Annotated in this window: 22 protein-coding genes; 8 read left to right on the top strand and 14 right to left on the bottom strand. The window is 45.7% G+C overall.

The features are described 5' to 3' along the window. Nucleotides 1-4 precede the first annotated feature (4 nt). Genes msbA through kdsB form a run of 4 tightly spaced genes read left to right on the top strand, consistent with a single transcriptional unit; the run spans nt 5 to nt 3,672 of the window. Nucleotides 5-1,756 carry a lipid A ABC transporter ATP-binding protein/permease MsbA gene (gene msbA, locus GZK95_RS09015; RefSeq protein WP_075715667.1) on the top strand — a complete coding sequence of 584 codons (1,752 nt, stop codon included), beginning with the start codon at nt 5-7 and terminating at the stop codon, nt 1,754-1,756. A gap of 2 nt (nt 1,757-1,758) precedes the next feature. Further along, a complete protein-coding gene (lpxK, locus tag GZK95_RS09010) occupies nt 1,759-2,766 on the top strand; it encodes a tetraacyldisaccharide 4'-kinase (RefSeq protein ID WP_075715668.1) in 1,008 nt (335 codons plus the stop codon). Then, the gene (locus tag GZK95_RS09005) at nt 2,747-2,926 is read left to right on the top strand and encodes a Trm112 family protein (RefSeq protein ID WP_075707909.1); all 180 of its coding nucleotides are present in this window, start codon (nt 2,747-2,749) and stop codon (nt 2,924-2,926) included. The genes lpxK and GZK95_RS09005 overlap by 20 nt, the downstream gene beginning before the upstream one ends. Continuing rightward, nucleotides 2,926-3,672, top strand: a complete 747-nt coding sequence (kdsB, locus tag GZK95_RS09000; RefSeq protein WP_075707907.1) for a 3-deoxy-manno-octulosonate cytidylyltransferase — start codon at nt 2,926-2,928, stop codon at nt 3,670-3,672. Before GZK95_RS09005 ends, kdsB begins: the two co-directional genes overlap by 1 nt. A 97-nt stretch (nt 3,673-3,769) precedes the next feature. Here the strand turns inward: kdsB and GZK95_RS08995 are convergent, their stop codons facing one another. The 6 genes from GZK95_RS08995 to napF all read right to left on the bottom strand — a co-directional run bounded on the left by GZK95_RS08995 (nt 3,770) and on the right by napF (nt 8,350). Then, nucleotides 3,770-3,907, bottom strand: a complete 138-nt coding sequence (locus tag GZK95_RS08995) for a TIGR02808 family protein (protein ID WP_075648628.1) — start codon at nt 3,905-3,907, stop codon at nt 3,770-3,772. A 10-nt stretch (nt 3,908-3,917) separates the two neighbouring features. Beyond that, nucleotides 3,918-4,496, bottom strand: coding sequence for a NapC/NirT family cytochrome c (locus GZK95_RS08990; protein WP_075707905.1), 579 nt, complete (start codon nt 4,494-4,496; stop codon nt 3,918-3,920). Nucleotides 4,497-4,525: 29 nt separating this feature from the next. Further along, nucleotides 4,526-4,981, bottom strand: coding sequence for a nitrate reductase cytochrome c-type subunit (locus GZK95_RS08985; protein ID WP_075707903.1), 456 nt, complete (start codon nt 4,979-4,981; stop codon nt 4,526-4,528). Between the two features lie 66 nt (nt 4,982-5,047). Then, nucleotides 5,048-7,537 carry a periplasmic nitrate reductase subunit alpha gene (gene napA / locus GZK95_RS08980; RefSeq protein WP_075715669.1) on the bottom strand — a complete coding sequence of 830 codons (2,490 nt, stop codon included), beginning with the start codon at nt 7,535-7,537 and terminating at the stop codon, nt 5,048-5,050. Next, nucleotides 7,534-7,839 (bottom strand): chaperone NapD, encoded by a 306-nt coding sequence (locus GZK95_RS08975; RefSeq protein ID WP_075707899.1) that lies wholly within the window; start codon nt 7,837-7,839, stop codon nt 7,534-7,536. The genes napA and GZK95_RS08975 overlap by 4 nt, the downstream gene beginning before the upstream one ends. Nucleotides 7,840-7,864: 25 nt before the next feature. Further along, a complete protein-coding gene (gene napF, locus GZK95_RS08970) occupies nt 7,865-8,350 on the bottom strand; it encodes a ferredoxin-type protein NapF (protein WP_075715670.1) in 486 nt (161 codons plus the stop codon). Nucleotides 8,351-8,590: 240 nt separating this feature from the next. On the opposite strand from napF, the gene narQ reads away from it, so the two are divergent. Then, a complete protein-coding gene (gene narQ, locus GZK95_RS08965; protein ID WP_075716554.1) occupies nt 8,591-10,315 on the top strand; it encodes a nitrate/nitrite two-component system sensor histidine kinase NarQ in 1,725 nt (574 codons plus the stop codon). Then, a complete protein-coding gene (locus tag GZK95_RS08960) occupies nt 10,302-10,934 on the top strand; it encodes a response regulator (protein WP_075707893.1) in 633 nt (210 codons plus the stop codon). The genes narQ and GZK95_RS08960 overlap by 14 nt, the downstream gene beginning before the upstream one ends. Nucleotides 10,935-11,026: 92 nt before the next feature. Here the strand turns inward: GZK95_RS08960 and GZK95_RS08955 are convergent, their stop codons facing one another. From GZK95_RS08955 to GZK95_RS08945, 3 genes are all read right to left on the bottom strand, one after another. Continuing rightward, entirely contained in the window at nt 11,027-12,565 is a 1,539-nt protein-coding gene (locus tag GZK95_RS08955) for a SpoVR family protein (RefSeq protein WP_075707891.1), read from the bottom strand. Nucleotides 12,566-12,574: 9 nt separating this feature from the next. After that, nucleotides 12,575-13,849 (bottom strand): YeaH/YhbH family protein, encoded by a 1,275-nt coding sequence (locus GZK95_RS08950; RefSeq protein ID WP_075707889.1) that lies wholly within the window; start codon nt 13,847-13,849, stop codon nt 12,575-12,577. A gap of 134 nt (nt 13,850-13,983) precedes the next feature. Beyond that, the gene (locus GZK95_RS08945) at nt 13,984-15,918 is read right to left on the bottom strand and encodes a PrkA family serine protein kinase (RefSeq protein WP_075707887.1); all 1,935 of its coding nucleotides are present in this window, start codon (nt 15,916-15,918) and stop codon (nt 13,984-13,986) included. Between the two features lie 317 nt (nt 15,919-16,235). Between GZK95_RS08945 and GZK95_RS08940 the strand changes: the two genes are divergently transcribed. Continuing rightward, nucleotides 16,236-17,000, top strand: coding sequence for a MipA/OmpV family protein (locus GZK95_RS08940; protein WP_075716553.1), 765 nt, complete (start codon nt 16,236-16,238; stop codon nt 16,998-17,000). Between the two features lie 118 nt (nt 17,001-17,118). On the opposite strand, the gene GZK95_RS08935 is transcribed toward GZK95_RS08940, so the two are convergent. Together GZK95_RS08935 and GZK95_RS08930 are read right to left on the bottom strand one after the other, a co-directional pair. Beyond that, nucleotides 17,119-17,619 carry a YfbU family protein gene (locus GZK95_RS08935; protein WP_075707883.1) on the bottom strand — a complete coding sequence of 167 codons (501 nt, stop codon included), beginning with the start codon at nt 17,617-17,619 and terminating at the stop codon, nt 17,119-17,121. A 112-nt stretch (nt 17,620-17,731) separates the two neighbouring features. After that, entirely contained in the window at nt 17,732-18,397 is a 666-nt protein-coding gene (locus GZK95_RS08930) for an energy-coupling factor ABC transporter permease (RefSeq protein ID WP_332059000.1), read from the bottom strand. A gap of 208 nt (nt 18,398-18,605) precedes the next feature. Here GZK95_RS08930 and GZK95_RS08925 point away from each other — a divergent pair, with 208 nt between their 5' ends. Beyond that, nucleotides 18,606-19,691: a linear amide C-N hydrolase gene (locus tag GZK95_RS08925; protein ID WP_075707881.1), complete on the top strand. Its 1,086-nt coding sequence runs from the start codon at nt 18,606-18,608 to the stop codon at nt 19,689-19,691. A 76-nt stretch (nt 19,692-19,767) separates the two neighbouring features. On the opposite strand, the gene pflA is transcribed toward GZK95_RS08925, so the two are convergent. The 3 genes from pflA to pflB all read right to left on the bottom strand — a co-directional run bounded on the left by pflA (nt 19,768) and on the right by pflB (nt 24,081). Further along, the gene (gene pflA / locus GZK95_RS08920) at nt 19,768-20,508 is read right to left on the bottom strand and encodes a pyruvate formate lyase 1-activating protein (RefSeq protein ID WP_075707879.1); all 741 of its coding nucleotides are present in this window, start codon (nt 20,506-20,508) and stop codon (nt 19,768-19,770) included. A 148-nt stretch (nt 20,509-20,656) separates the two neighbouring features. After that, complete coding sequence (locus GZK95_RS08915; protein ID WP_075716552.1) at nt 20,657-21,628, bottom strand: lipid A deacylase LpxR family protein; 972 nt, start codon at nt 21,626-21,628, stop codon at nt 20,657-20,659. Between the two features lie 176 nt (nt 21,629-21,804). Next, the gene (gene pflB, locus GZK95_RS08910) at nt 21,805-24,081 is read right to left on the bottom strand and encodes a formate C-acetyltransferase (RefSeq protein ID WP_075707875.1); all 2,277 of its coding nucleotides are present in this window, start codon (nt 24,079-24,081) and stop codon (nt 21,805-21,807) included. Between the last annotated feature and the right edge of the window lie 257 nt (nt 24,082-24,338).

Below are 24,338 nucleotides of genomic sequence, written 5' to 3'. Positions count from 1 at the left end.
TTCTATGTCTCTTAATCAAGATGAAACCACGTGGCAAACCTTTCGACGTTTATGGGTATACATTCGTGTCTATAAACTCGGTTTATCCGTGGCTGTTGTCGCGCTTGTTATTAATGCTGTCGCTGATACTTACATGGTATCACTATTAAAACCGTTGCTGGATGAAGGGTTTGGTAACGCGGAGTCTAACTTTTTGCGCATTCTGCCTATGATTATTTTCGGCATGATGATAGTGCGTGGATTAAGTGGATTTGTCTCGACCTACTGCTTGAGTTGGGTCTCTGGCAATGTTGTTATGGAAATGCGTCGCAGCATTTTCAATCAGTTTATGCACATGCCCGTGGCGTACTTCGATAAAGAGTCAACCGGTGGGCTACTTTCTCGTATTACCTACGATTCAGAACAGGTTGCAGGCGCAACAAGCCGTGCTTTAGTCAGTATTGTTCGTGAAGGTGCGAGCATTATTGGCTTGTTGGCATTGATGTTCTGGAACAGCTGGGAACTCTCATTGGTACTGTTTGTTGTCGCGCCAATTGTGGCATGGGCAATCAGTTATGTTTCTAAGCGTTTTAGAAAAGTGTCGCGCAACATGCAAGATGCAATGGGGCATGTGACTTCATCTGCCGAGCAAATGCTTAAGGGACACAAGGTTGTGTTGAGTTACGGTGGTCAAGATGTTGAACGTGAGCGCTTTAACTCGGTGAGCAATAAGATGCGTCAACAGTCGATGAAACTGGTTGCCGCTCAAGCTATTGCTAACCCAGTGATTCAATTGATTGCATCAGTTGCGCTGGTGACCGTGCTGTTCTTAGCCAGCGTGGACTCGATTCGCGAAACATTGACTCCGGGTACGTTTACGGTGGTTTTCTCTGCGATGTTTGGTTTGATGCGTCCCCTTAAAGCGCTGACCAACGTGACTTCAGACTTCCAACGAGGTATGGCTGCGAGCCAAACCCTATTTGCACTGATGGATCTTGAGACAGAGCAAGACTCTGGTAAGTTCGAGAGTTCAAGCGTTCGTGGTGTGGTTGAAGTTAAAGACGTGACATTTACCTATGAAGGTAAAGAAAAACCAGCACTTGCCAATGTGAACTTTACTATTCCACAAGGTAAGACCGTTGCCTTGGTGGGACGCTCTGGCTCGGGTAAGAGTACCATCGCTAATCTATTTACTCGTTTCTACGATGTCGATTCAGGCTCGATTTCTCTTGATGGACATGATGTAAGAGATTACACCCTTGCAAACTTGCGCAGTCACTTTGCTTTGGTTTCTCAAAATGTACACCTGTTCAATGACACTATCGCCAACAACATCGCGTATGCGGCGACGGAGAAGTATACCCGTGAGGAGATTGAACGTGCCGCCCGTCTTGCACATGCGATGGATTTCATCGACAACATGGAAGATGGCTTAGATACCTTGATTGGTGAAAATGGTGCCAGCTTATCCGGTGGTCAGCGTCAACGTATCGCAATTGCACGTGCTTTGCTTCGTGATGCACCTGTCTTAATTTTGGATGAGGCAACTTCGGCGCTTGATACTGAGTCAGAAAAAGCGATTCAAGCTGCGTTGGACGAGTTGCAGAAGAATAAAACGGTGTTGGTGATTGCTCACCGTCTGTCCACCATTGAAAAGGCGAGCCAAATTCTTGTGGTTGATGAAGGTCAAATCATTGAACGTGGCACGCATCAGGAGCTTATCGCTCTGAAAGATGGTGCGTACTCTCAGTTGCACCGCATTCAATTTGGTAGCTAGTCGTGGTGGAAAAAATCTGGTTTGAGAACCATTGGTTAAAATACCTATTGTGGCCGCTTTTGTGGCCACTCAGTAAGTTATTTGGACGAATCAGTCGTTCACGTCGCCAAGGTTATCAACAAGGTAATAAATCAACCTATCGAGCTCCAGTACCAGTGATTGTCGTCGGCAACATTACTGCCGGTGGTAATGGTAAAACCCCAGTGGTCATCTGGTTGGTGGAAAAGCTACAAGAACTGGGCTTTACGCCTGGCGTGGTATCGCGAGGCTATGGCGCGAAAGCACCAAGCTATCCGTTGATCGTGGATAACACCACTACCACGTCTCATTGTGGTGATGAACCCAAACTGATTTTTAAGCGCACCAATGCACCAGTGGCCGTTGACCCTGTCCGGGCTAATGCGGTGCAAGCGTTATTACCCTTGGGCGTAGATATCATTATTACTGACGATGGTTTACAACATTATGCCCTGGAGCGAGACATCGAGTTCGCGGTGGTGGACGGTAAACGTCGCTTTGGTAATCAACAGCTCATTCCACTAGGTCCTCTGCGTGAGGGAATCGAGAGACTCGCCGAAGTCGATTTTATTATTACCAATGGTGGCCATGCCCACAGTGGTGAAGCGGTGATGACGTTGCAGCCAAGCCTTGCAGTGAATGTTAAGACGGGTAAGCAGATACCTGTTAGTCAACTAAAAGCATTAGTTGCAATGGCTGGAATTGGGCATCCGCCACGATTCTTCCATACTCTAGAGCACCTAGGCGCTGACTTAGTTCATTGCCAAGGATTTGCTGATCACCAAGATTTTCAAGTATCGCAGTTGGTGGAACTTGCCGCTCGTGGTACACATTTAATCATGACTGAAAAAGATGCGGTGAAATGTTCGGACTACGCGCAAGATAATTGGTGGTATCTACCGGTATCTGCGAGTTTTTCACAACAAGATGAGCATCGAATCTTAGAACGAATCAAACAAACAAAGGAAAATTATGGATCACCGTCTGCTTGAAATCGTCGCGTGCCCAGTGTGCAAAAGCAAACTGACATATGATAAAGACAAACAAGAGTTGATTTGTAAGGCAGACCGCCTTGCTTATCCAATTAAAGAAGGTATTCCAGTGCTGCTTGAACAAGAAGCGCGCACCATGAGTATGGATGAGGGCAGATAATGTCATTTACGGTTGTCATTCCAGCGCGTTATCAATCCACTCGATTGCCGGGTAAGCCTTTGGCAGATATTGCTGGTAAACCTATGATTCAGTGGGTGTATGAGCAAGCGCTTCAAGCGGGCGCTGACAATGTGATTATCGCCACGGATGACCAGCGAGTCGAGCAAGCGGCGCAAGCATTTGGTGCCACGGTTTGTATGACTTCGCCTAACCATGAGTCAGGTACAGAGCGATTGGCTGAAGTGGTTAAGGTTATGGGTATTCCGGACGACCACATAATCGTTAACGTACAGGGCGATGAGCCATTAATCCCACCGGCGATCATCTCGCAAGTGGCGGATAACTTGGCAAACAGCCAAGCGCCGATGGCAACGCTGGCGGTTGAGATCAGTGATGAAGCTGAAGTGTTTAACCCGAATGCCGTGAAAGTACTCACGGATAAAGACGGGTATGCCATGTACTTTAGTCGTGCCACGATTCCTTGGGATCGCGATAATTTTGCCAATGGTAAGAGTATTGTCCAACCCTTGTTGCGTCATATCGGTATCTACGCGTACCGTGCAGGTTTTATCAATACCTACATCAACTGGGCGCCAAGCGCGTTAGAAAAGATTGAATGCTTAGAGCAACTGCGTGTGCTTTGGTATGGTGAGAAAATTCATGTTGCTGTGGCTAAAGAAGCACCAGCCGCGGGAGTGGATACGCCAGAAGACCTCGAAGCCGTGCGTCAGATTTTATCTCGCTAGTATGGTAATAAAAAAACGCCAGCCTTGAAGGCTGGCGTTTTTAAATCACTAAAGTAGATAGGCATTAACCAAAAAGTCAGTCGACAACTTATTGGTCCTACTCTAGCTCTTTATCTTTCCCCATGGAAAGGATCCAGATACAGATTGCGGCAACAACAGCAAAGCCTGACAGAATAATAACGGGCATCGCGCTGTAACCTAGGATGTGCCAAATTACCGATTCGAGTGTACTCATTCCTTACTCCTTACTGCCAACCTTCAACGCCTTCCATATCAGGAAGATGGTGAGAGATACCTTTATGGCAATCAATACAGGTTTTTTCGCCGCTAGCTAACGCGGTCGAGTGCTGTTGTGCGCTGCGTGAGCCTTGTTCAGAGAAATCCATGTATTCGAACTCGTGACAGTTACGACACTCTAACGAATCATTCTTCTTCATCCTTGCCCATTCACGCTCTGCCAAATGACCACGGCGCTCGGCAAACTTCTCTGGCGTGTCGATCGTTTTTAGTACGTAGTGGGCAAATAGCTCTTTCGATGCTTGAACCTTACGTACGATTTTATCTGTCCACTCATGGGGTACGTGACAATCAGAACAGATAGCTCGTACGCCTGAACGGTTGGAGTAGTGAATCGTTGGCTTGATCTCGGCAACAATTGGTGCGTGACACCCTGAGCAAAACTCTTCGGTGTTGGTTGCTTCCATTCCGGTGTTAAAGGCGCCCCAGAATAGAAGACCACCAGCAAAGCCCATAAACAGCACCACACCAACGGCAGCTTTACTTGGGCGAGTTAGTCGCTTCCAAAACGCTTTCAATAATTTCATACATTAACCTCGTTAATCGTGTGTTCGCACTACTTAAGTGATTGAACACGTTCGAAATCATTTCCTACCAACGGTGCTGCTTCGGTTTGAGGAACGTGGCACTGAAGGCAGAAGTAACGTCGTGGGGACATATCCGCTAGGACAGCGTCTTCGCGGTTAACATAGTGGGTTACGCTGATTTTTGTTGCACCCATCTCTTTGGCATTTTTCCAACTATGGCAAGCAAGACACTTGTTGGCATTGAGTGATACTTCATAGTTACGAATTGCATGTGGAATCAATGGTGGCTGGTAGACATAGCTACTGTCCACAGCATGCTCTTTCGGAAAATCCTTAAAAGCGTCCGCTGGACGAGTATCTTCCAACAACGTCTCACCACGTAGTGAATCCAAACCACCAGTGCCACCTGGGTTATCTAATTCTGCAAACACACTGCCGCTGATAACGGCGCCGATTGCGAATAGGGCAAGCATTAATTTTTTCATTTCTAACTTCTCCGCCTTGTGGCTAAATTCTGATAGTGGTCGCGCAATGCACGACCATTTAAAGGCTTAAGCAATCTTGGTGATTTTGACTGGGCACTTCTTAAAGTCAGTCTGCTTAGACAATGGGTCTGTCGCATCTAAGATCAGCTTGTTAATCAGAATTCGCGCATCAAAGAACGGCACAAATACAAGTCCTTGCGGCGGCTTATTTCGGCCACGGGTTTCTACACGAACACGTACTTCACCACGTTTGTTGGAAAGTAGTACTTCCTCGCCACGGCGGACGTTGCGAGCCTTCGCATCATCTGGGTGCATGTAGCACACCGCGTCAGGCACCGCTTTATATAGCTCAGGTACACGACGAGTCATGGTGCCGGTATGCCAGTGCTCTAATACGCGACCGGTACATAGCCACATATCGAACTCGCTATCTGGCACTTCTGGTGGCGCTTCGTATGGGGCAGAGATAATTTTCGCTTTACCATCTTTGTTGCCATAGAAGTCCCAGCCAGAACCTTCTTTCGCATATGGATCGGAGCCTTCTTTAAAGCGCCATTGCGTTTCTTTACCATCAACAACCGGCCAACGCAGGCCGCGAACAGTGTGGTAAACATCGTATGGAGCCAAATCATGCCCGTGTCCGCGACCAAAGGTGGCGTACTCTTCGAACAGGCCTTTTTGCACGTAGAAACCAAAGTGATGTGCATCGTCGTTGAGCTCACGAGCTTCTTCAACAGGGAACTTGTCGACATGACCATTACGGTACAACACGTCGAACATTGTCTTACCTCGATATTCAGGCGCTTTTGCGAGTAACTCTTCTGGCCAAACTTCTTCAATTTTGAAGCGTTTCGCGAACTCCATAAGCTGCCATAAATCCGATTTTGCCTCACCGACGGTTTCAACTTGTTGATACCATGCTTGAGTGCGTCGCTCTGCGTTGCCGTATGCGCCTTCTTTCTCGATCCACATTGCGGTTGGCAAGATAAGGTCGGCGGCTTGTGCGGTCGCGGTTGGGTATGGGTCTGAGACGACAATAAAGTTGTCAGGGTTACGGTAACCCGGTAGACGCTCTGTATTGATGTTCGGCCCTGCTTGCAGGTTGTTGTTACACTGCACCCAATAACAGTTCAGAACGCCATCGTGCAGCATACGGTCTTGCAGCACAGCATGAAAACCAGGTTTTGGCGGAATGGTTCCTTCAGGCAGTTTCCAGATCTTCTCAGCAATTTCGCGGTGCTTAGGATTGGCAACCACCATATCTGCCGGTAGACGGTGAGCAAAGGTTCCCACTTCACGTGCAGTACCACACGCCGAAGGCTGGCCCGTTAAGGAGAATGGGCTGTTCCCAGGAGTGGCAATTTTGCCCGTTAACAAGTGGATGTTGTATACCAAGTTGTTCATCCACACGCCGCGCGTGTGCTGGTTCATCCCCATGGTCCAAAGCGACATTACCTTGATATTTGGGTCGGCGTATTGCTTGGCAAGTTCAATCAACTTCTCCGGTTCAACCCCAGAAAGTTCAGAAGCTTTTTCTACGGTGTAAGGAGCAACTGACTTTTTGTACTCTTCAAATGAGATACCGGACAGTTTTCCTGAGTTCGGGTTCTTTGCTTTTACCTGTAATGGGTCATCGTCACGTAGACCGTAGCCGATATCTACATCCGCTTGAGTGAAGTTGGTGTGCTTGTTAACAAAATCCCAGTTAACCGCATCGTTTTCAATGATGTAGTTTGCGATAAAGTTAGCGATAGCTAAGTCAGATTGTGGCGTGAAAATGTAACCGTGGTCTGCCAGTTCAAATGAACGGTGGTAGTAGGTTGATAGCACATTAACTTTTACATGAGGGTGGCTTAAACGGCGATCTGCAATGCGTGTCCATAGCACTGGGTGCATCTCAGCCATGTTTGAGCCCCATAGTACGAAGGCGTCAGCGTTTTCAAAGTCGTCATAACAACCCATAGGTTCATCGATACCAAAGGCACGCATAAAGCCAACCACCGCAGACGCCATACAGTGTCGAGCATTAGGGTCGATATTGTTAGAACGAAAACCGGCTTTCATTAGTTTTGATGCCGCGTAACCTTCCATGACGGTCCATTGGCCAGAGCCAAACATACCTACACTTGTCGGTCCCTTTTTCTCAAGGGAGGCTTTCCATTTCTCAGCCATTGTGTCAAATGCCACATCCCAAGAGACAGGAGCAAACTCACCATCCTTGTGATACTTACCATCTTTCATGCGTAGCAAAGGTTGAGTAAGACGGTCGTGACCATACATGATTTTTGACAGGAAGTAGCCCTTGATACAGTTTAGGCCCTTGTTTACAGGTGCTTCTGGGTCGCCTTGTGTGGCAACTACTTTACCGTTTTGTGTGCCGACCAGCACTGAACAGCCAGTACCACAAAAGCGGCAAGGTGCTTTGTCCCAAGTAATTTTTGTTTGGTCTGAGCTGGCAATCAGGTTAGTAGCAGAGGCAGGTAGTGTTATCCCTGCAACTGCTGCTGCTGATGCAGCTGCGTTTGCTTTCACAAACGCACGTCTTGTCATTTTCATACTTCACCCTCTACTTGGGATTGCTGTGATCCAGTGTTTGATTGCTCATCGTCCAGTTCAGTCTCGATTTGGTGGTAGACCATGACGGTACTAACGACGTGCGCAAAATTGTTGATTTTTTCAATGATGTCAGTAATAAATCCGTGGCTTTCTGTCTCGAGTACCACGACTATCTTGCCTTCGGGGCTGTCACCATAAATCTCTGTTGTATCAAGTTGCTCTATCTGCATTTTCACGTCGTTGAGGTGCTCTGGCACAACGTGGACAATTAAACTCGATATATGGACTTCATTTCGGGGCATTGGCTGCTCTCTTTTTTGCTGCGCTTTACGCGACGTGATTGCTCACATTGATAGATGAAGTAGGGCAAACGGACACGCATGCGCCGCACCCGTTGCATTGGTTTGTCTCTAGCTTAGGTTGGGCAACTCGGCCCACTTCGAGACGAAACTGAATTGCCATGCTGTCGCACATCTCGCCACAAGAACGACACTCCACGTTTTGCTGCGCTAGACATTGGTCGTTGATCACGGCTTTGGCTTGCCAAGGTTCATTCTGTTCTGCGGCGAATAGAGGCTCTGGACAGGCACTGGCACATTGGTAACAGAATGTGCATTCGTCGATACTGAAGTCGACTTGGGGGAATCCGCCATCACCTTTAACGATGATTTGTGTATCACATGCCTTGAGACATTCTTCACATTGAGTGCACTGATCAATAAATCGTTCAGGCGCATTCAGCCAAGGCAAACGTAAGGTATCGTTACGTGCCGCTTTGCGGGTAAAAAGTCGTCGTCTAGACAGATCAACCATTCAGAGGGTATCCACACCAAAGTTGAAATAAGTAATAAATACCATTCACAACCTTTCATTTATCAATAAATAAATTGTAGGATTTGTCACATTTGTATAAATACCTCAAAGGGGGTATTTAGGGATGGATGTTGTTTTAGATCAACTAATTCAATTGGGTTTGATCACATATTGGCGTAGGCGCTAATCTTAATAGGAAAAGCCGCAAGCAATTTTGGGCTATGCAGAATCGAGGTTCGGTTGTTAAAAAGTATTAAAAAGTCAGTAACAGGAACGATTGCGAAAGCATTGTCGCTGATCGTGCTATTGTCTGTTGCTACGATAGGCTATGCATTTGTACTATTAGCTTCCAGTTTGAATGATGCTGAAGCGCTCAACGTCGCTGGATCGATGCGGATGCAAAGTTATCGGCTGGCTCATGATATTCAGTCACAATCGAGTGATTTTTCTTCACATATCTTCTTATTTGAGCGTTCTATCTATTCGCCTTCAATGAAGGCGTTGCAAAACTGGGATGTACCGGACGACATTACCCATGACTACTACCAACTGATTATGCGTTGGTATGAACTTAAAGAAGTCTTGCAGAGCGAGCAGCGCTCTCAGTACTTAATGTTAGTCCCTTCGTTTGTCTCTCAAATCGATGCTTTTGTATTTAAGCTGCAAGGTTTCTCGGAAAGGAAGTTGGTTGAATTGGCGTGGGTCGGTTTGATTGGGCTTGGTGGTATCTTAGTTACCAGCGTCTTTGTCGTGCTGTTTGTGCGCCGTGAAATTGTCCACCCACTGCGTGCTTTAGTGGTCGCAAGTGAACAGATCAAATCTCGTTCGTTTGATATTGAGCTCAATGTCGTCAGCGATAACGAAATGGGAATTCTCACTCGAACGTTTAACACTACTGCGAAAGAGTTAGGCGAGTTGTACCATGGGCTTGAAAAGGCCGTGAACGAGAAAACTCACAAGCTGCAACATGCTAATCAATCGCTACAAGTGTTGTACAAGTCTTCCAGTGAGTTGACTGCTTCTCGAATTACTTCCGACAACTTTGCGGCTATCTTGCAGCAAATTGCGAGTATAGAGGGGGTAAAAGCGGTCAAACTCGAAATTGGTGCTGATGCAGAAAAACCGATGGTACTCGGTAAAGGTGAGTTAGAAGAACATAACCTTGCCAGCCAAACGTTGACTCTTGATGGTCAGGAGTTAGGTAAGCTCTATTGGAACTGGTATCTTCCCTGTCCAGACCAAGATTTGATTGATAACTTTGTACGCATTCTCTCGCGAGCAGTGTACTACAACCAAGCGCAACGTCAGTCAGAACAGTTATTACTATTGGAAGAGCGGGCAACGATAGCTCGTGAACTGCATGACTCGTTAGCCCAATCACTCTCGTATTTGAAAATCCAAGTTTCGTTACTCAAACGCTTGATGAAAAAGCTTGAACAGAGTCCAGATCTCGACAAGTCGAATGCCATAGTGAGTGATTTGGATTCCGCTTTATCAGGTGCTTATACTCAGCTTCGGGAATTATTGACTACGTTTAGACTATCGATCAAAGAAGGGAATTTTGGCACCTCGCTTAAAGAGATGCTGTGCCAACTGCAAGAACAAACGCCTGCAACGATTGTGCTTAACAATGAGCTGTCATCAATAGAACTCGATGCACATGAGCAGGTGCATTTACTACAACTGATCCGTGAAGCCACGATCAATGCGATCAAGCATGCAAATGCGACTAAAATTGAGATAGTTTGCAGCGAACAGGATGATAATGTCACCATTACCGTAAGAGATGACGGGGTTGGTATCGAAAGCCAAGAAAGCAAAATCAACCATTATGGTTTGTCGATCATGCATGAGCGAGCGAGTCGCTTAAATGGTCAACTAACAATTCACTCCGGCAGCCAAATAGGCTGTGAGATAGAACTAAAATATCCAAGAATAAAGGATAACGACTTTGACACAATGTAGAGTAATGCTTGTTGATGATCACCCGTTGATGCGTCGGGGGTTGAGTCAATTACTGAGCTTCGAAGATGAATTCGAAGTCATCGCTGAAGCTTCGTCTGGTGCAGAAGCTGTGGCTAAGAACCATGAGGTCGAGCCTGACTTAATTTTGCTTGATCTTAATATGAAAGGCATGTCTGGCTTAGACACGCTAAATGCACTCCGAGCAGACAACTGCGATGCCAATATCGTGATCCTGACTGTCTCTGACAGTGCGGCGGATATTGACGCGTTAGTTAAAGCAGGTGCAGATGGTTATCTGCTGAAAGATACTGAGCCAGATGAGCTGATTGAAGTGCTCAAAAACAGCCTGAACGGTGATAAAGCCTACAGCAAAGAAGTGGCGCAATATCTTGCCGAGCGTGAGAATCAAGACGATGTGTTTGACACTTTAACCGACCGAGAAATGCAGATACTGCGTCAGGTTGCGAAAGGACTAAGAAACAAACAGATTGCAGATAATCTGTTTATTTCAGAATCGACGGTCAAGGTACATATGAAAAGCTTGCTTAAAAAGCTGGTGGTGCCATCGCGTACGGCTGCGACGGTTCTTTACTTAGAGCGTTACGGCGATAGCAAGTAATTGCAAAACGTTAACACAAAAAAGGTTCATCGCCTCGGGGGGAGGGAGATGAACCTAAGCTTACACATCAAGTCTCTAGCGCGTTGCTAACACTAGATCCCAGAATCGTAGTTGTTACGTTGCGGGCAAGTGCCGATGATTTCACGTCGGCCCGACTCTTTCACCTCTTCCAAAATAACATCGAAGCCCCATAGACGGTATAAATGCTTCAACACCTCATTGTAGCCTTCGTGTAGAGGGATTCGGTCATGGGGGACATACTGCAACGTCATTGAACGATCACCGCGCACATCGACGTTAAACACTTGAATGTTAGGTTCAAGGTTGCTGAGGTTATATTGCGCCGCTAACTTTTCTCGAATCGCGCGATAGCCCATATCATCGTGAATATGGCTCACTTCGATATAGTTTTTTCTATCGTCATCGACAATGGAAAACAGTTTGAAGTCACGAATCAGCTTTGGTGACAAATACTGACTAATGAAACTTTCATCTTTGAAATTGTGCATCGCGAAATGGACCGCTTCTAGCCAATCACTTCCCGCAAGCTCAGGGAACCACTCTTTGTCCTCGTCGGTTGGTTCTTCACAAATTCTGCGGATATCGCGGAACATGGCAAAGCCAAGTGCATAAGGGTTAATGCCACTAAAATAAGGGCTGTTATAGGCTGGTTGCGCCACCACACTGGTGTGGCTGTGGAGAAATTCTAAGATGAAACGCTCTGATACAACGCCTTCATCATATAAATGGTTCAAGATGGTGTAATGCCAGTACGTTGCCCAGCCCTCATTCATGACTTGGGTCTGCTTTTGCGGATAGAAGTACTGGCTGATTTTACGCACGATGCGCACAATTTCACGTTGCCAAGACTCGAGAAGCGGCGCGTGTTTTTCGATAAAGTAGAGGATATTTTCTTGCGGTTCGCTAGGAAAACGGACCTTTTCACTCTCTTCTTTGTCGGCTGATTTAGGAACGGTGCGCCATAAATCGTTAACCTGAGATTGTAGGTAGGCTTCGCGCTCTTCTTGACGGCTTTTTTCTTCTGCGATCGATATTTTCTCTGGGCGTTTGTAGCGGTCGACACCGTAGTTCATTAACGCATGGCATGAATCGAGCAACTCTTCGACCTCTGTTACGCCGTATTTCTCTTCACACTCAGCGATATATTTCTTTGCAAACAAGAGGTAATCGATAATCGAACCTGCATCGGTCCATGCTTGGAAAAGGTAGTTACCTTTGAAAAAAGAGTTGTGGCCATAACACGCGTGAGCCATCACCAGCGCCTGCATTGTGACGGTGTTCTCTTCCATCAAATAGGCAATACAGGGATTGGAGTTGATCACAATCTCGTACGCCAACCCCATTTGACCATGTTTGTACCCTTGCTCTGTCTGTATGAACTTTTTACCAAACGACCAGTGATTGTAGTTAATTGGCATACCGATACTTGAGTACGCGTCCATCATTTGCTCAGACGTAATCACCTCAATCTGGTTGGGGTAAGTGTCGAGTTTGTAATGTTCTGCCACCCGTTTGATTTCGACGTGATAGCGCTCAAGCAGAGCAAATGTCCAGTCGGGACCATCTGGCAACAGCTTACTATTTGGTTTGGTCTCAGATTTTGTTGTCATGGTGCCTCCCTATGCGTTTTCTTTCTTAAACAACTCCCGGAACACAGGGAAGATGTCATCAACGCTACGAATGTTCTTCATGGCAAAGTTAGAGTACCCATTCTCAAGTTTTTCATACTCGTGCCAAAGGGTTTGGTGGGAGCGTCGCGTGATCTCAATGTAGGAATAGTATTGGCATTTCGGCAACAGTTTTTCCTGCAGTAATTCTCGACAACGGGGCGAGTCGTCTGCCCAGTTATCCCCATCGGAGGCTTGTGCGGCATAAATGTTCCATTGCCCGACAGGATAGCGGTCGGCAACGATCTCGTTCATCAGTTTGAGTGCGCTCGAAACGATGGTGCCACCTGTCTCTTGTGAGTAGAAAAACTCGTGTTCGTCGACTTCTTTGGCTTGGGTATGGTGACGAATAAACACCACTTCGACGTTTTGATAGGTGCGGGTTAAGAATAAATAGAGTAGAACGTAGAAGCGTTTAGCAATGTCTTTTGTTGCTTGATCCATTGACCCTGAGACATCCATTAAGCAGAACATAACAGCCTGACTGGATGGGATAGGGCGGCGTTCATAGTTTTTAAAGCGAAGATCAAATGTGTCGATAAACGGTACGCTATCAATTTTTTTGCGAAGTGAGGAAATTTCCTCTTTAAGACGACGCTCTTCAATCAACTGGGCTGGTTCTTGGTTTTGAATGCGTTGTAGCTCTTCTTCCAGCTCGTGCATCATGCGACGCTTACCTGCAGTCATTGCAGTTCGTCGAGCAAGCGATTGTTGGAGAGATTTCACGATGGCGATGTTCGCTGGAACCCCCGCAGTCTGATAGCCTGCTCGGTGGGTTTTCCATTCAGTAATTTTGTTTATTTGCGTTTTTTCAAGGTTCGGTAGTGCAAGATCTTCAAACAGAATATCTAAATACTCATCCTTTGAGATCTGGAACACGAACTCATCTTGGCCTTCGCCATCCGCGCTCGCGTCGCCTTCGCCGGTGCCACCACCTCCGCCGCCACCGCCTTTCGGACGTTCGATTTTGTCACCTTGAATAAATTGATCATTGCCAGGGTGGACACGCTCTTTTACGCCCCCTTGTCCCTGATGAAAAATAGGCTCATTGATGTCTTTGTGTGGAATCGAAACATCTTCACCCGTTTCGGTGTTGGTGATAGAGCGGCGATTGACCGCATCAGCTACGGATTCCTTGATCTTTTCTTTATGGCGACGAATAAAGCGCTGCCTATTGACGGCACTTTTGTTTTTGCCATTCAGTCGTCGGTCGATAAATTGCGCCATGAGTCACCCCTTATTCGCAACATATACGCTGGCATATGTGTTTAATCGCTTCCAATCTCCTACCAGAGCACAAGGCTCTGGTAGGTACTCCATGGGCAACCCCTCGGTAAAAAGAGGGATTTAGTTAGCTGCTACTAAGATGATTTACGTACGCGTAAGTACCATTCAGACAACAAGCGCACTTGTTTCTCTGTATAGCCTTTCTCCATCATACGCGCGACAAAGTCGTCGTGCTTCTTCTGATCCTCAGAAGAGGTTTTCGCGTTGAAGGAGATAACTGGAAGAAGCTCCTCTGTGTTAGAGAACATTTTCTTCTCAATCACAGTGCGTAGTTTCTCATAGCTGGTCCAAACAGGGTTTTGACCGTTATTGTTAGCACGAGCGCGTAAGACAAAATTAACGATTTCATTACGGAAATCTTTTGGATTACTAATGCCCGCTGTTTTCTCAATCTTCTCAAGCTCATTGTTGAGCGCTGAGCGGTCAAACAACTGACCGGTTTCTGGATCGCGATATTCTTGATCTTGAATCCAGAAGTCGGCATAGGTGACATATCGATCAAAGATGTTTTGACCGTACTCTGAGTAAGACTCTAAGTAAGCGGTTTGAATTTCTTTGCCGATAAATTCGACATAGCGTGGAACTAGGTAGCCTTTCAAGAACTCTAGATACTTGTCAGCAACATCTTGCGGGAACTGCTCGCGTTCCACTTGCTGCTCAATCACATAGAATAGGTGAACAGGGTTGGCTGCCACTTCACTTTGATCAAAGTTGAAGACTCTTGATAGGATTTTGAACGCGAATCGGGTAGAGAGACCCGACATACCTTCATCAACCCCTGCATAGTCGCGATACTCTTGGTAACTCTTCGCTTTTGGATCAGTATCTTTCAGCGTTTCGCCATCGTAAACACGCATTTTAGAGAAAATAGACGAGTTCTCTGGCTCTTTTAAGCGCGACAGGATGCTGAACTGTGCCAGCAAGTCGAGTGTACTTGGTGAGCATGGCGCTTTCGACAACTCAGAGTGGTCGAGTAGTTTCTGATAGATTTTCACCTCTTCAGAAACACGCAAGCAGTAAGGCACTTTGACAATATACACACGGTCTAGGAATGCTTCATTGTTCTTGTTGTTGCGGAATGTCTGCCACTCTGACTCATTGGAGTGAGCGAGGATCATGCCATCAAACGGTAACGCAGAAAGCCCTTCCGTACCATTGTAGTTGCCTTCCTGAGTTGCAGTAAGCAGTGGGTGCAAAACTTTGATAGGCGCTTTAAACATCTCGACGAATTCCATCAAGCCTTGGTTGGCTTTACATAGTGCACCAGAGTAGCTGTATGCGTCTGGATCGTCTTGAGAGTAGTGTTCTAACATACGGATGTCGACCTTACCGACCAGTGATGAAATATCTTGGTTGTTTTCATCACCTGGCTCTGTTTTGGCAACCGCTAGTTGGTCAAGAATTGAAGGTCGTACTTTGACGACTTTAAACTTGGAAATATCGCCACCAAACTCATGGAGACGTTTTGCTGCCCAAGGCGACATAATTGAGCGCAGATAACGCTTCTCTATGCCGTATTCTTGCTTGAGAAGTTCGCCATCTTCAGCCATATCAAATAGACAGAATGGATGGTCGTTGACCGGACTACGTTCGCCGTTAGCGGACAAAACGTAGATTGGTTGTTGTTGCATTAAAGCTTTCAATTTTTCAGCCAAGGATGACTTACCGCCACCAACAGGGCCAAGCAAATAAAGAATTTGCTTACGTTCTTCTAAACCTTGCGCGGCATGTTTGAGGTACGAGACGATTTGCTCAATCGCTTCTTCCATGCCGTAAAAGTCTTTGAATGTTTCATAACGTGAAATGACGCGGTTTGAAAAAATCCGGCTGAGGTGTGGGTCTTGAGCGGTGTCTATCACCTCTGGTTCCCCAATAGCCATCAACAGTCGCTCTGCGGCATTCGCATAAGCGCTCTTGTCATCCTTACACAGTGCTAAGAAATCTTGTAAAGATAATTCCTCATCCTTGGACGCTTCATAGCGCGCTTGGAAATGGTCGAAAATGCTCATAATGATTTCCCCTCTGAACCTGTCAAACTGACAAATAACTCGCAAAAAACAACGGATCCCTCATTAATTAAGACTAGTGTGGATTTCTACTTTTGCTTAAAAAATATGTGTTTATTTGCAAAATTATCTTTGCTTTGTCTCTACTCAACTCACCTTGTGTCTGCAGACAACCTTTTATACGGACTGGCGCGAAGGAGAGATTCATCCGCCAGAATTTTCAAAAACTTGGTGTGGTTTAAAGTGAGAAATTCGCTGAGGTATACTCATTGATAAACAATATAGCGTACCTTATAATTGGTTTTTTATCATTTTGACAAATGGAATTAATCGTGAACTATAAGTGGTTGTTATTTGGTTTGCTGTTGCCGTTAGGGCTGTCGAGTCCCGCGGATGCGCGCATCAATCAGTGGTCTTTGGGGGTAGGGGCATCCTATTCTCCAGCGGTATACAAAGATACGCCTTCAAATCAAACCGTGATACCGATTGTCGGTTATGAAGGTGAACACTTTTTTATGCGCGGGTTTAGTGCGGGTTATCGTCTCAACCCTCTCGGGTCTACTCACAATTTTGTTTTTCGCGCCGTTTATGACCCAAGAACGCTAAAGCCTGATGATTCTGACAATGCTTCAATACGCTTACTTGATGAACGAGAGTCAACGGTGTTTGGTGGGGTGAGTTATCAGTTGTTGACTATGGTTGGTCTATTTGAAACTACAGCAGGCACGGATATTGGCGGTAAACACAACGGTCTCTATGCTGAGGCCGCGTGGCGCTTACCTATTCGTCGTAACGGTTGGGGGTTCACGCCAAGTCTGGGTTACGCCTATAACAGCGATAAGATCAATAACCATCTTTATGGTGTAAGCAAAGAAGAAGCTCAACGAAGTGGGTTAGAGGCTTTTGATGCCGATAAGGATGGACAGTACTTTATCGGCCTCTCAGCTTATATGCATGTGACGCCTAATTTAAGGCTTGGGGGCGGTGTGCGCTATACCAACCTTGAGGGGGATCTTGAAAAGAGCCCAATCATAGAATCGGGCGTTAACACGACTGCAACCGTGACGGCTGTGTATTTGTTTTAGATACGTCTTAGCCACTTGAGTTGCTTATGAAGAAGCAGAGTTAGGGTTTAACGCTTATAGAAAAGGCTTCTGAATTATCAGAAGCCTTTGCTGAGATTTTATCTACTTAGCTTGACTGTTACGCGTTGAAAATCTGTTTTAACTCGTTAGCACATAGGTGGTATTGACGTGGACAGTTACGCCATGTTGCAAGCATGCGACGATATTTATCTAACATCGGCATTTGTGCGTTAAAGTGGTGATCGCCTTTATCGAACTGAGGATATAAGCCTTCAGAGTCAACAAGGAAGCGCACATAATGAACCAACTTACATTCGGTGCCGCAATCAAAACCAAGGAATTGCAGGCGGCGTTGGTCAACGTCTTTGCGCTCGTGCTCTTCTAGCATATTGTTAGACTCTTGCATCGCGTGATACATCTCCATAATGTCGATGATTTCGCGGCATTCGTTCTCTTCAATACAGCCGAATTCTTTGCTCAACTCATGCATTTGCAATACATAGCCACGTTCAACGATAGTCTGTAAGCGTTTGTATTTTTGAGCGTTTTCTGGATCCATCTGTGACATCAGGTAGTACTGGTTCGACAGAATCAAACGTTGAGCGTTTGTCATTTCCATTAGGTGACCTCTTTAAATCTAGTACATCTTTAATGTGCTTAGGTTAGCTTGTTGTTGTGGCTTGAAACATGATCTCAACACATGTTTATGAGCAAAAATGAAAACTTTTTACTTATTTTTTGTGATAGTGATTATAGATGTAATCTCGGTCGGAAAATGTGCGCAACCACTCGGGCTTAAACACACTCAATACGGCGACAGCCATACCATTTAGTAGTCCTTCAGGAAATGCTAATAGCACAATAAATACAAGATAGTTGTCAACAATTGTCGCCCAGTCATGAGAATCCATCACAAGATGGAAAAAGCTGGTGCTCAGGATATGCACGCTACCGGTGATAGCACCGTTAAAAAAGCCTGCAACAAAGATATAGACGAAGATATTGCGCGGCAGATAGCGATAACTCAACAGAAAAACGACGTAACTGGTTAAGAGGGGAATTAAACACGAAAGCAGTAGATATTGCCCCATCGCTTCAAGGGTTAACGTGCCAAAAAGCGCGAGAGATAAGGCGATGGGCACACATAGTAGATAAGCGACTCGCCAACCGTACATCAAGCACAGACTCGTTAGGGCGAGAAAATGGATGTCTAAGCCCGGCTTTATGCCTGCTTCAGCAGACCAGAGCAAAAAGAGTGAGAAACAAACCGCGCAGGTTAAATGTTGAAAACTGGGCTCACTTTTTAGCTTTGGGATGAAAATGGTTCGCGCATCACTGATACACGGAACCAAAGCGATTAGGGCAAATCCCCACATCCAAAGGTAGCTGAGTTGCACGTTGTCCTTCCTATTTCTTTGTCCTCACCACGCGCTAAGTTCCTTTTCCGCGTCGCAGTTTTCCTTGTATTAGAACCAGTGACCATGCTCTGAATTCTGCCTCTTGAAGTCGCTTGAGTATACGCTCTGAGAGGCGTAAAGTTTACAAGGCTCGCCTACTCACTCTATGGGCAGGCATCGCATCGATAACATCAAGTATGGTTTAACTATGAAAAAATCGATATTGGCATTAGCTTTCGCAGCATGCTTCAACTTTTCTGCCAATGCCTGTACAGGCATTTCACTCTCCACGACCGACCACGACTACATTCAAGCGAGAACGATCGAGTGGGGGCACAGCGACTTAAACAGTAAGCTAATTATTTCACCAAGAAACTACTCTTACACATCAACCCTGCCAGATCAAAAGCAAGGTTTAAAATGGAAGAGTCAGTATGGCTTTGTCGGTATTTCTGTTAGTGATGACAAGTTTATCGCGGAAGGGGTGAATGAAAAGGGGCTGAGTGCGGGGCTATTTTATTTCCGCAACTATGGCTCACTCGCGAAATATGACCCAAATGAAACGGCCAACAACATTACCGATATGGACTTTGTTCGTTGGATGTTGAGTCAGTTTGAAAGCGTTGAACAAGTAGAAGCCGCGTTGAATCAGATTAAAATTGTGACGGTTTACTTTGATCAGCAGGGCAATCCAAGCCCCACCGCACACTGGCGAGTGTCTGACAAAAATGGCAACAGTATCGTGATCGAGATTATGGATCATGGTCAGATTCATATCCATAAAAATAGCGCTAAGGTACTGACCAACTCACCAGACTACGCATGGCATGTCACCAATCTAAACAACTACATCAATCTGCATCCTGGCACCAGTGGTGAGCAGCAGATCAATGGGGTGACCGCACAGTCATTTGGTGTGGGTTCAGCGTTCGTTGGGTTACCGGGTGATATTTCGCCACCATCGCGGTTTGTTAGAGCGGCATTCTATGTCAACACGGCACCTGAACTTCGTAGCTCTTCTCAGGCAGTGGCACAAGCGTTTCATATTTTGAATAACTTTGATATTCCGATTGGTAGTGAATTTAACGACAAATCTCATATTCCAGACTTGCCCAGCGCAACGCAATGGACATCAGTGATCGATCAAAGTAATGGTTTATTGTTTTATAAAACGATGCACGACAGCACGATTCGTCGCGTCGATTTGGGGCAGTTAGACTTTAACGCCAAAACGGAGCATAAACAGCCGTTGGATAAAGGACGTTTCCATTATCAAGATGTGAAAATTCAATGATTTGAATCGGATTGAGTGGATTTAGACTTTACAAATATAGATAAGGGGGATGATGTCATCCCCCTTCTGAATTCGATCAGTACTTAACGTTCGAGTGGTACTGCTCAAGAATAGATTTGATCTTTTCCATGGTTTCTTTTGGCGGTGGGTTCACGCCTTCAAGAGGGTATTCGAATCCTAGCGCTTCCCATTTGTGCGCGCCGAGTTTGTGGTATGGCAACAGTTCAACTTTCTCAATGTTGTCCATATCTTTGATAAATTCGCCAAGCATGTGCGCAGCTTCTTCTTCGTCTGTGTAGCCAGGTACAACCACGTAGCGAATCCAAGTTTTTTGACCGATTTTGTGCAGGTAGCGCGCGAAATCAAGCACACGACGGTTAGATACACCAATAAAATCCTGGTGAATCTCATCTTTCATATGCTTAAGGTCAAGCATAACAAGATCCGTGACTTCAAGCACTTCATCAACCACATCTGTGTGCTTACGGATATAACCGTTGGTATCTAGACAGGTGTGGATACCCTCTGCTTGAGCTGCGCTGAACAAGTCGCGAACAAATTCTGGTTGCAACATCGCTTCACCACCCGAACAGGTGATGCCACCACCGGATGCATTCATAAAGTGACGGTAGCTTTTTGCTTCATTAATGATCTCTTCAACGGTCACTTCTTTTCCGTCATGCGTATCCCACGTATCGCGGTTATGACAATATTTACAACGCATTAAGCAGCCTTGAAGGAAGACAATAAAGCGAATTCCAGGGCCATCGACAGTGCCACATGATTCATAAGAATGAATACGACCAATTGTTGACATGAGCTCATCTCTTTAGCAATTATTTGTACGGTATTTTATTACAAATCACCCCGATTAAATAGAGTTATACGTGCTTCTAAGGCAATAAATACGGCAAGATTTGTAAACGCTGTATGTTGTTGATAACGATTAACAATTAGCCGTGAGGTTAGAGGAAAAAGAATAAGGAAAACGACGCGTTAGCATGATAGTTATCCTGTGATTCTTGGTATTCAATTGTTCCAATGGCTGCGGTGAGACTGGCACCAAAGTTTTCGTTATACCATGCGAATCCGGCGACCGCCGTCGCCTGCAGTTTTTCGAGTGTGATCGGGTAACGTTCAGGGTGTAAAATTTCTGGCCGGTCTCCTTCCAATGTCACATCATTAAACCGATAACGAATTTCTGCACCTGTATAGGCAAACCAGCTTTCTTTTCCTCTTCCTAATAAACTGGCACGAAATGGCATTTCATTGTCGATGTTTGCTGAGCCAAAGCTGCTCGTTAAGTTTTCTCCCCAGCGAAACATAAATCCACTTGATACGTCGCTGCGTAAAGTGCCGAGATTGGCCTCTGAAATATTGGCAACTTCAAATTGGTTGTCATTACTAGGCGCGGAACGATACCAAGCGAGATGGTTGAGGTAGCCAACGTTGGCCACAATGCCTTCTTCAACTTGGTTATCCCAACCGTTGGGAAATTCAGAATCAGTAATATCGTGGACTAATCGTTGTGCTTTAGCGGCTAATGAGTGTTCACCGACAGTTCCTAGGGTGAAGTTTGTGCGAGCGACTCTTTGAGGAAGAATCGAGATATAGTTTACTTCTCCAAGCAGTACACCCGCATAAGGTCGTTGGTTGGCTAACGGCTCTTCAGCGCTGAGATCTCGGGGTGTATACATTTTCTGCCCAAGGACAAACTCATATTTATCGAGCGAGTGGGAAGAGAGACTTAGCCAAGATAGTCGGCGTTGTGATGGCAGTTCGCTGGTGGTGTAAGAAGCGAACAAACCATTGGTGTACTCTTGGTCATAAGCAAACAGTCCATCATTATCCATACTTAGGGAAAAAGTGGCGCTTTCTGCAGCAAGGCTATTGAACGCTATGAGGCTGCTGAGAAGCAAAGTCATTCGGGTCTTCATACGCGCTCCCAATCCATGATGTTGAACTTCCATTTGTTCAGCATACAGAGAAATAGCAGGGCGGGTAACTGCCAAACTTCAAGGTTTTGACGATTAGATGGGATTTGATGGTGAGTAAAGAGGTATAAAAAAAGCCTCGCAAATGCGAGGCTTCAATCTATTCATTCAACTGAGGATTATAGAGACTCAGTGAAAGTACGTGCGATTACGTCAGCTTGTTGCTCTGCAGTTAGAGAGTTAAAGCGTACAGCGTAACCAGAAACGCGGATTGTTAGCTGAGGGTATTTCTCAGGGTGCTTAACTGCGTCTTCTAGAGTTTCACGGTTAAGAACGTTCACGTTTAGGTGTTGACCGCCTTCTACGCCAGCTTCGTGGTGGAAGTAACCATCCATTAGACCAGCAAGGTTAGCACGTTGGCTAGCTTCTTCTTTACCTAGAGCGTTTGGTACGATAGAGAATGTGTATGAGATACCATCTTTAGCGTGTGCAAACGGTAGTTTACCTACAGAAGTAAGTGAAGCTACAGCACCTTTCTCATCGCGACCGTGCATTGGGTTAGCACCTGGTGCGAATGGAGCGCCTGCGCGACGACCGTCTGGAGTGTTACCAGTCTTCTTACCGTATACCACGTTTGAAGTGATAGTTAGGATAGACTGAGTAGGAACAGCACCACGGTAAGTCTTAAGCTTACGGATCTTGTTCATGAACACTTCAACAAGTTCACAAGCAATGTCATCTACGCGAGCATCGTTGTTACCAAATTTAGGGTAGTCGCCTTCGATTTCGAAGTCGATAGCGATGCCATCTTCGTCACGGATTGGTTTCACTTTCGCGTGCTTGATTGCAGAAAGTGAGTCAGCTGCGATAGACAGACCAGCGATACCACATGCCATTGTGCGGAAAACGTCACGGTCATGTAGAGCCATTAGTGCAGCTTCGTAGCTGTACTTGTCGTGCATGAAGTGGATTGCGTTTAGTGCAGCAACGTATTGCTTAGCTAGCCAGTCCATGAAGTGGTCTAGGTTGCTCCACACTTCGTCGAAGTTTAGTACTTCTGAAGTGATCTTAGGCATTACTGGACCAACTTGCATTTTTAGCTTCTCATCAACACCACCGTTGATTGCGTAAAGCATCGTTTTTGCAAGGTTTGCACGAGCGCCGAAGAACTGCATTTGCTTACCAACAACCATTGGAGATACACAACATGCGATTGCGTAGTCGTCAGAGTTCATGTCTGGACGCATTAGGTCGTCGTTTTCGTACTGGATAGATGAAGTATCGATAGATACTTTAGCACAGAAACGTTTGAAGCCGTCAGGTAGTTGCTCAGACCAAAGTACAGTGATGTTTGGCTCTGGAGAAGGACCCATTGTGTATAGAGAGTTTAGGAAACGGAAGTTCGTACGAGTAACAAGTGTACGACCGTCAAGACCCATACCACCCATAGATTCTGTTGCCCAGATTGGGTCGCCAGAGAATAGGTCATCGTACTCAGGAGTACGTAGGAAACGAACCATACGTAGTTTCATTACGAAGTGGTCGATCATTTCCTGAGCTTGTTCTTCAGTGATCTTACCAGCAGCGATATCACGCTCGATGTAGATGTCTAGGAACGTAGAAGTACGGCCTAGAGACATTGCAGCACCGTTTTGAGACTTAACAGCAGCTAGGTAGCCGAAGTAAGTCCATTGGATAGCTTCTTGTGCAGTTTCAGCAGGAGCTGAGATGTCGTAACCGTATTTCGCAGCCATTTGTTTCATTTGGCCTAGAGCACGGTGTTGCTCAGCGATTTCTTCGCGAAGCTGCATAGTCATTTGAAGGTCTTCACCGTTCTCAAAACGCTCTTGTAGAGACTTGAATTGAGCCAGTTTGTCCTTCATTAGGAAGTCGATACCGTATAGCGCAACGCGACGGTAGTCACCGATGATACGACCACGACCGTATGCATCTGGAAGACCAGTTAGAACACCAGACTTACGACAAGCTAGGATATCAGGAGTGTAGATATCAAATACACCAGCGTTGTGTGTTTTGCGGTATTCAGTGTAGATTTTAGAGATTTCAGGGCTTAGCTCGCGGTTGTACGCTTTGCAAGAACCTTCAACCATGCGGATACCACCGTTAGGGATGATAGCGCGTTTTAGAGGAGCGTCAGTTTGTAGACCAACGATAGTCTCTAGATCTTTTTCGATGTAGCCTGCATCGTGAGCAGTGATGGTAGAGATAAGGTCAGTATCGAAATCAACTGGTGCGTGAGTTGAGTTCTCAATTTTGATACCTTCCATTACCTTAGCCCAAAGCTTGTTAGTTGCTTCAGTACCTTCAGAAACTAGGAAAGATTCATCGCCTTCGTACGGAGTGTAGTTTTTCTGAATGAAATCACGTACGTTTACTTCGTTTTGCCAGTCACCCTGTGCAAAACCTTCCCAAGCTTTAGCAAATTGCTCTGCCATGACATACCTACCTTTTTAGTAGTAAAAACACGTACTGGTTTCGCTGCTGAGTCAGCTATCCTCTTTCACAAGGAACAGTACACTCTTATATAAATAACAATATGTATAGCCTTTACTGATCGTTGTTTGTATTCGATCAAAAACCTATAAAAATTGTCATTACTCTTTATATGGAATCTTACCAGTTCAATTTCAAGGTTACACTAAAAAAATTTTGAAACCTTAAACTAAATCAACAAATACTAAAAAATTTTGAT

It is taken from the genome of Vibrio panuliri (assembly GCF_009938205.1).
GTDB lineage: Bacteria > Pseudomonadota > Gammaproteobacteria > Enterobacterales > Vibrionaceae > Vibrio > Vibrio panuliri.
Note: the sequence above shows the minus strand (reverse complement) of the source record. Positions and strands in the feature narration are given on the sequence as shown.